Origin of the sequence: Streptomyces tricolor (genome assembly GCF_002155905.1) — a bacterium.
In the GTDB taxonomy this organism is placed as follows: Bacteria; Actinomycetota; Actinomycetes; order Streptomycetales; family Streptomycetaceae; genus Streptomyces; species Streptomyces tricolor.
Map to the genome: position 1 here is coordinate 1 of NZ_MUMF01000770.1, position 7741 is coordinate 7741.

A 7741-nucleotide genomic window follows, 5' to 3' on the forward strand; every position below is an offset into this window, starting at 1 on the left:
GACATCGCGCGGGTGCTGACGGTGTACGCAGACCGGGTGCTGACCCCGCGCGGCGGCACGGCGGTCAACGGCCTGGAGCTGATGACGAGTCTGCGTCCGCCGACCCGCGCGGTGCGGGACGAGTCGGGGGCGTGGGTGTCCGCGCACAACCCCGGGTCCCTGGGCACCGCCCCGGTCGACCCGGCACCGCCGGAGGTGCCGTCGGAACACCCGCTCGCGCAGGACTGGAACAACCACGGGTTCCTGGACGAGGAAGTCTTCGGCTGGGTCCGTGATGTGGAGCTGCTGTCGGGCGAGGAGACGAGGCAGCCGTACGTCATCGGCCTGGACGTGAACACGGCGTTCCTCGCCGCCGCCTCCCGTACGCCGGTGGGGCTGTGCGCGCCGGAGCACGTGATGCGGCCGAGGTTCGACAAGAAGGTGCCGGGCTGCTGGCTGGTCGACCTCTCCCACATCGAGCTGGACCCGCGCTTGCCCAACCCCTTCACCCCGCACGGGGGGCGCCCGGAGGGTCCAGCCTGGTACGAGACGCATACGGTCGCCTATGCCGTGGAGCTGGGCCACAACGTCGAGCCGCTGGAGGCATACGTGCGCCCGGTCTCGGGCGCCTACCTCGACCCGTGGCACGACCGGCTGAAGGCGGCGCTGCTGGCGACGATGGAGGACCTCGGCGTGACGGCCGGCCTGGACGACGCTGCGTTCCTCGCCGCGATGGAGCACGTACGGGAGGGCGATCCGGGCATGCGCGCGGTCCTCGCGGCGATCAAGGGCACGGCCAAGGGCGGGATCGGCAAGCTTCGCTCTCGGGCCCGCGGGCTGACCTACGTCAAGGGTGAGCGCTGGCCGGAGCTGGAGCGGCCCACCTGGCGCCCGGACATCCGGGCGGCGATCATCAGCAAAGCGCGGGTGAACATGCACCGCAAGATGCGGCACATGGCGGGCGCGGGCCTGTTCCCGCTCGCGGTCCTGTCCGACTGCGTCGTCTACCCCGCGCGCACGGCCAGTGTGCTGGATCTGCTGCCGTACACCGGCAGCGGCAAGCCGCTGCCCGGCGCCTTCCGCCTCGGCGTCGCCCCCGGCCTGGTCAAGGTGGAGGGCGTGCAGAGCATGCCGTGGGCGGTCGACCTCATGGAACAGGGCGGCAACCCCGCCCAGCTCATCAAGGGCGGCGGGCATGACGCCGTCTGGGACGAGGGGGAGTAACCGATGGCCCGCCAGATCCGCCCGCAGACCGCCGACCACGACGACGCCCTGATCGGCCAGGCCCTGGAGCGCGCCGGCCGCGAGGTGTTCACCACCACCCCGCCCCGCACCCTCAAGGGCCAGATCAACTACCTGATCAAGAAACTCGGCACCGCCCGCGCGGTGGCCGCCGAGATCGGCGTCACCGCCGACTCCGTCAACCGCTACCGCCGGGGCGCCCGCAAGCACCCGCCGAAAGCGGTCCAGGACCGCATCACCGACGCCGTCCGCTCACGCTGGCAGCCCCGCGTGCGCGAACGCGCCCGCCGCCGCGCCGCCGAACGGACGGGCATGACGGTGGAGTTCCGGGCGACGTTCGGCTACCGCGCACCGGTCGGTACGACGGATGAGTCCCGGGAGAGGCTGCTCACCCTCCACCTGCCCCCCGCCTGGGCCGGGCGCCTGCTGGACGCGCAGGCCGGCCGCTCTGCCGAGTCCCCGAACGAGGTGCTCGCCGAGGCCGCCGGCGAGCTGTACTTCCGCGAGCGCGGCACCCGTGCCCACCACCTGGACGTCGAGCTGACCGGCATCGACTACATCGCAGCCCGCTACTGACCATGACCACCTGACACCGGCTGCCGCCCCGGGCGGCAGCCGGTGCGAGGGCCCGATGGCTTTATTGCGCCTGCTCGCGGAGGCCCGCGAACTCGACCGCATCCGCAAACGAGCCTGACGGCACGAGCCCACGGACCAGGCCGCAGCGGTCCCGAGCGAGCACGCTAGCGAGCTAGCATGCTCGCACGCTCGCGATGGGGTCCGGGACCGGGCCGGGACCCCCGGGCGCGGGGTGGCCGAAGCGGCAGCCCGCGCATGAACCATCCCGGCCCGCCGCCCGCGCCCCGCTCCGGACACCCGGCGCGGGCGCTGCGGCAGGCGGTCTCGTCGTGCGCTACGTCTGAGGCGCGCGCAGGTAGGACCGGGCGAAGCGGGTCGCCGGCACGACGAGCGGTGCTGCGCCCTCGGGATCTCCGAGTTCCTCTGCCCGGTCCTCCACCACGGCCGTGATGTCGAGCCAGTCGGCCAGCAGCGCGGCGGTCTGCGGGTCCAGCGCGGCCGCGTGCGGCACAGCTCCGAGGGCCCGCGCGTGGGTCGCCCTTCCGGGCTGTCGGGGCGAACCAGGCCACAACACTGCCGGCCACCCCGCCGTCCGGGGCGGCGTCCTCCGGTACGAACGCGGTGAGGACCAGGCCGCCCGCCTCGTCCTGGTCCTGGTCCACCATCCACCGCTCGTCGGGGACCGCCGCGGCCTCGCGGGCGCGCAGGCGCAGAAGGGCTGCGGCCTCGCGCAAGAGCCCCTTCGTCATACCCCCAGGGTCCTCCCGTCCAGCGGTCCGGGCCAGAGACGGTCACCGCGTCGTACTCGCTAGCTAGCGAGCGAGCTACTAGCCGGGGCCGACGACCTGGTCCGACCGGGGCCGCGGGGCTGTGGTCCGGGCCCGGCGCCGCCGGGGCATCAGGCCGCTTGTGGCGGGTCCGCCACAAGCGGGCCGTCCCCGGGCCGGGGCGGTCACCGGGCGTGCCGGGGGCGGATCGGGCGCGCCGGGCCGGATGCCCTGACCGCCCGCAGGCGGGGCGCGCCCTGCTTTTCGAGGGGGAGTTCCCGGGCGGTGGCCAGGGTGCCGCACGGCGGGCCGGGGCCGCCCTTCGGGCGCAGCGCGGGCGCCCTCCGGGCGCGTTCACCGCGCTGCGGTCCGCACTGCGTGCGGACCGCCGGAGCCGGGCGCCCTGCGGGCGCGTTCACCGGCTCCGGTCGGCAGCCCTGCGCCCTGCGGGCGCGCACCGGGCCGCCGAGCCCCGGCCCGCCGCACGGCCGCCTGGTCACCGCCCGGGAACTCCCCCTCGAAAGGACGGCCGTCCCATGACCCTGATCACGTGCGCCCTGTGCATCGAGCCCTACTACGCCCTTGTCACCGGGGAGTTCGCCTGCCCGTGCGGGCAGGTGCTGGCCGTGGCCGACATCGAGCTGGAGACCGCCCAGGTGTGGGTGGTCGACGCCTCGGGCGCGCTGGGCTACTGGGTGGACCGGGTGGCGCTCCTGGTGGCGGAGATCGCCGCGTACGGCCTGCGGGTCACGGCCGAGGACATTGCGCGCTGCGGCGAGGAGATCGAGCGGATGGGCGTGGACGAGTGGGTAGGGACGCAGGTCCGCTGACACGCCTCGTCTCGGGCCCGGGGCGCGCCGCCCCGGGCCGGCGCGCGCCAATGGACAGCCCTGCGGGCTGGTCCGCCCCTGAAGTGGCCTGCGGCCACGGGCGGACACAGAGGAACCCGCCCCCTTTGAAGCGCCCTTCGGGCGCGGGGGCGGGACCTGCCCTTCGGGCAGCCGCTTCGCGGTGGCCCCCTTTGAAGGCGCTTCGCGCCGGGGGCCGCCCCTGCGGGGCAAAGGAATTCCAGGGTTGAGCTGCGCTGTCTGGGCTTCAGGCCGCTTCGGGCGGATCCGCCCGAAGCGGCCTGCCGAACGGGGGCCGCCCCCCTCTGCCCCGGTCGGCACGCTCGTGGCCGGCGGCGGCTTCGAGAAAAGGGCATCGTCGGGGAGGTGATTGTCAGAGGCGCCGTGTAAAGTTCGGCAGCTTCTGCCAGAGGCGGATTTGCACAAGGGTGAACCCCTGGCAAAACGCCTGAAACTGCACCGCCCGCAAGTGCGGCCGTTCACCTAAACGTGTATGTGATATCAGTCACGGTCACATGGGAAAAATCGGGACTACCAGCATCGTTACCGAGTCAGTGCACCCGGCGTGTGTTGATCAACATTCGGTTCCATGTCGCACGAGCGCAGTAAGGCAGGGCATAGTGGGGACACCGCTGCCTCCAGGTGTGACGGGCGTCACAAAATCCTGAATTCACTTGCGTACGCGGCGGTAACCGCACACCCGGACATAAGGAAAGCCCCACCCGACGCCCGCGAAGCATCCCGGTGAGGCTTCCCTCAACACCCCGTGTGCAGTGCGTCCGACCGGTCAGGTCGGTCAGGCCCCGGCCGTCAGGTCGGGGCTTTCCGCATTACCAGGGCCAGATCCACACGATCTCGTAGACCACGCGGACCACCGGCCCCAGCCAACGGGGGATCCGCTTGGACCGGCCCCGCTTGCTGCAACATCGGCAGTGCCCCTCAGACTCGTACAGCTCGGTCATCGGGACCACTCACCCCATTCCTCTGGAGGCTGCGGATTTCGCAGCTCCTCGGAGGCCCACGGCCTTCGTGGACCCCGCGCAGGAACGTCCACGCGTCTGCATAGGGCCCAGGGGTAAGGGGTGAGGCGACTTTACCGGAGCGCGACGGATCTCGTTTCCCGTCAACCTCCGCACTACCAAATGGACATGTGGCACCCCGTGCCATGCCAAGCGGTTGCATAGGCGCCCGTCCCGAACCTCAAGCCTTCCTCAAGGACGCGAACAGGCAAAGCCCGTGACGGTACGTCCGGTACGCCGTGCCAGTTCCCACCACCGGCGTGCCGAAGCTCACACAAGAAGCGCACGCCACGAGTGAACACGCGCCCCCTTCAACTGTCCCGCCGGTCAGCACAGTTGGTACATACCTTCCAGGACAGGGCCGTGCACACTCCCGGTATGAGCACACGCCGCCCCCTGGGCACCGGCCGCGCCCGCTCCTGCCCGGCGCCGCGCCCGCGGCTCCTTCCCGCTGGCCGGGCCGTCACCGAGGAGCACCAGGACCACGACCCCGGCCCCCGCGAGCGGGCCACCGCCGACGGGACCCAGGCCGACGTCGACCACCGCGGGCCCGCCGACGGCCCCGCGTACGACAGCGGGTCCCCGGGGGAGGCGTCTCCTCCGGGGACCCGCTGCTATGCCGTTCCCGGTGCCCCGGTTACACCGCGTCCAGGGCCTGCGCGGCCCAGTCGAGTCCGAGGCCGGCGAGGCGCTGGAGCTGCCCGGTGCTGAGTTTGGCGCGGCGGGTCTTGGTGTTCGTCAGCCACACCCCCAGACGGACCTCGGTGCCGTCCGGCAGGGTCTCGACGTGGCCCCTGGAGACCGTCAGGGAGCCTGTGCGGGCCCGGTACTGCTCCAGGGCCGCGCACCCCCGCTCGAAGGCCGCAGAACCGCCCCTGGACGGCTTCACGGGCGCTTCGGGCTCCTTCGGAGGCAGGGGCGTGACACTGAGGGCGGCCAGACGCTCGCGCTGCCCCTCGGCCAGGCCCTGCCAGACGGTGTGTTCGCGCTGCCGCTGAAGCCACCGGCCGACGTCGGCCCCGCCGGAGGTAACGCCCGGCACGATCTCCTCCACCCCGGCGCCCAGCGCCACCAGGCGGGCCACCCCGGCGTAGTGGCGCTGCCAGTCCACCGGCCACGCCGGCCGCCAGTCCGGATCGATCTCGGCCAGTTGCTCCGCCCGCCGCCGCGCCCGCTCCGGGTCCTGGCCGAGACCTCCCTCCTTGCGCTGGTTCGCCAGCCACTGCCCCACCGGCTTGTCCAGCGCCGTGGCGGTCACCGGAGCGGCGAGCGTGCCGTGTTCGGCGTAGTACGCGCGGGCCGCCGCAAGGTTCTCCTCCCACGCGGCCTCGGCCGGCTCCCACACCATCCCCAGCTCGTCCAGGTCCGCCGCCCGCTCGGCCGCCAGCGCCCCCACCTGCATGGCGCGCCGCTGATCGGCCAGCCACCGCCCCAGCGGGAACGAGCGCCCGTTCGCCGTCAGCTCCCGGTGCTCGTACGGCACCAGCAGATGCCCCACCCGACGCCGGTACGCCACCGCCGCCCGGTGCCCCGCAAGCCAGTTCGCGTGCTCCGGCTCCAGCAGGTTGTACCGGACAAACCGGGCAATCAGGGCCGGGTCACGGTGGACACCGAACCGCAGAAGCGCCCGGTGCTCCTCCGCCCCCTCCTCCGGAGCCTCGCCCAGGTACGACGACTCCCCCGCCGTCCGATGCAATCCCTCCTGCGGAACAGCCAGCATTTCCACCGCCCGCTCATCATGCGCCCGCAGCCCCGTAAGGACTTTCACCAAAGGCCGATACGAAATCGAATACGGCATGTCCTCCTCGGTCTCATCCGGCCCCAGAAAAACCGGCACAATCAGCGTCGCCAATTTCCCCTGATTCGGCTTCTGCCGCAACGCCCGACCGATCGCCTGCACAATATCGACCGCCGACCCCTTCGGGTCGATCAAAGCAACCGAATCCACCGACGGCACATCAACGCCCTCACCCAGCACCCGGCAATTCGACAGAACCGCCCGCCCGGCCCGCGCACCGAACCGCGCCAGCCTCTCCGCCCGCACATCCGGCTCGTGCTCACCCGACAGCCACCCCGCCCACACCGACGCCGGGTGCCGCCCGGGGTCCTCGGCGTGCAGCCGCTGCGCCACCCGCCCCAGCCCCTCGGCGAACGCTCGCGCCTCGATCGTGCGGTGATGGAAGGTGATGCACCGCGTCAGATCGTGCGCGGCCATCGTCTCCAGCAGCGCCGCCTGGAGCACCGCCAGGCGCTCCCCGCGCACCTCCTCCTCATACCGGTCCTCGCCGTACAGCCGCTCCGGCGTCAGACTTCCGTCCCGCAGCTCCACCACCACGATCTGGTACCGCGCAAGCAACCCTCGCGCGATCGCCTCCGACAGGTCCAGCTCGTACAGAACCGGCCCGTAAATGGACTCGTCGTCCATCGAACAGGCCATCTCCTCCGGCAGCCGATCCCGCCCCTCCTCCTCCGCGCCGACCTCCGCCCGCCGCCACCGCCGCGCCGGCCGCTCCATCCAGATCCGCGGCGTGGCCGTCATGTACAGCCGCCGCATCGACGGCAGCAACTCCTGATCGTGAACCGCCGCCCACGCCTTACCCAGCGACCCACTTGTTCGGTGTGCCTCGTCCACCAGGACCAGGTCCCACACGTCCATCGGCAACCCGTACTCGCCCTGGTGCGCCTCGATCAGCACCGGCAACGACGCATACGTGGCGAACACCGTCACCGGCCCCCGCCCGTGCCACAGCCCCAGCTGCGGCGCGCTCGTCGTGCACCGCACCCCCAACGAGTACAACCGCGGGTCGTCGTCCAGCGAGCACACCGCCACCGCCGGCCCCGAATGCCCGAACGCCCGCCACTCCCTGACCGTCTGGGCCAGCAGCTCCAGCGTCGGCACCAGCACCAGTACGCGCCCCTGCGGCACGAGCCGCTTGACCGCCGCAGCCCCGATGAACGTCTTCCCGGTGCCGCACGCGCTCACCACGGTCCCCCGCAGCCCCTGCGGCGGAATCCGTTTCCCTGGCGGAATATCGAGCCCCGCCACAATAGCGTCGACCGCTTCCACCTGATGCGGACGCAGAACAAACTCTCCGGGCCTGACCCCGGTTTCTGCCATCAGCTCCCGTTCCCAGTCCTGGAAATCAGAAGCTTCTTGCTCCCCGCGCTCGTATTCCTCTGTTGCCTTCCGGTTCGCTTCGCGCTCCTCGTGGTTCTGAGGGTCCGGGAAGGGGTAGTCAATGCTCGGCATAGACGGCTCCCTGTGCCAGGGGTAGGTGGTGAGGATCTACTCGTGATCCTACCCGCTGCA

6 protein-coding genes are annotated in these 7741 nt (G+C 71.9%); 3 read left to right on the forward strand and 3 right to left on the reverse strand.

Going from position 1 to position 7741, the window contains the following annotated elements; genetic code table 11:
- A partial coding sequence (tap, locus tag CCN44_RS39185) for a telomere-associated protein Tap (RefSeq protein ID WP_414820548.1) occupies positions 1 to 1203 on the forward strand: 1203 nt, incomplete at its 5' end.
- A gap of 3 nt (positions 1204 to 1206) precedes the next feature.
- Positions 1207 to 1797 (forward strand): telomere-protecting terminal protein Tpg, encoded by a 591-nt coding sequence (tpg, locus tag CCN44_RS39190; protein ID WP_086703833.1) that lies wholly within the window; start codon positions 1207 to 1209, stop codon positions 1795 to 1797.
- A gap of 334 nt (positions 1798 to 2131) precedes the next feature.
- On the opposite strand, the gene CCN44_RS44770 is transcribed toward tpg, so the two are convergent.
- The gene (locus tag CCN44_RS44770) at positions 2132 to 2308 is read right to left on the reverse strand and encodes a hypothetical protein (RefSeq protein WP_158103210.1); all 177 of its coding nucleotides are present in this window, start codon (positions 2306 to 2308) and stop codon (positions 2132 to 2134) included.
- Between the two features lie 792 nt (positions 2309 to 3100).
- On the opposite strand from CCN44_RS44770, the gene CCN44_RS39195 reads away from it, so the two are divergent.
- On the forward strand, positions 3101 to 3394 hold the full coding sequence (locus CCN44_RS39195) for a hypothetical protein (protein ID WP_086703840.1): 294 nt from the start codon (positions 3101 to 3103) through the stop codon (positions 3392 to 3394).
- Between the two features lie 848 nt (positions 3395 to 4242).
- Here CCN44_RS39195 and CCN44_RS47565 read toward each other — a convergent pair.
- Together CCN44_RS47565 and CCN44_RS39200 are read right to left on the reverse strand one after the other, a co-directional pair.
- A complete protein-coding gene (locus CCN44_RS47565; RefSeq protein WP_276329148.1) occupies positions 4243 to 4374 on the reverse strand; it encodes a hypothetical protein in 132 nt (43 codons plus the stop codon).
- A gap of 694 nt (positions 4375 to 5068) precedes the next feature.
- Positions 5069 to 7681, reverse strand: coding sequence for a DEAD/DEAH box helicase (locus CCN44_RS39200; RefSeq protein ID WP_414820549.1), 2613 nt, complete (start codon positions 7679 to 7681; stop codon positions 5069 to 5071).
- Positions 7682 to 7741 lie beyond the last annotated feature (60 nt).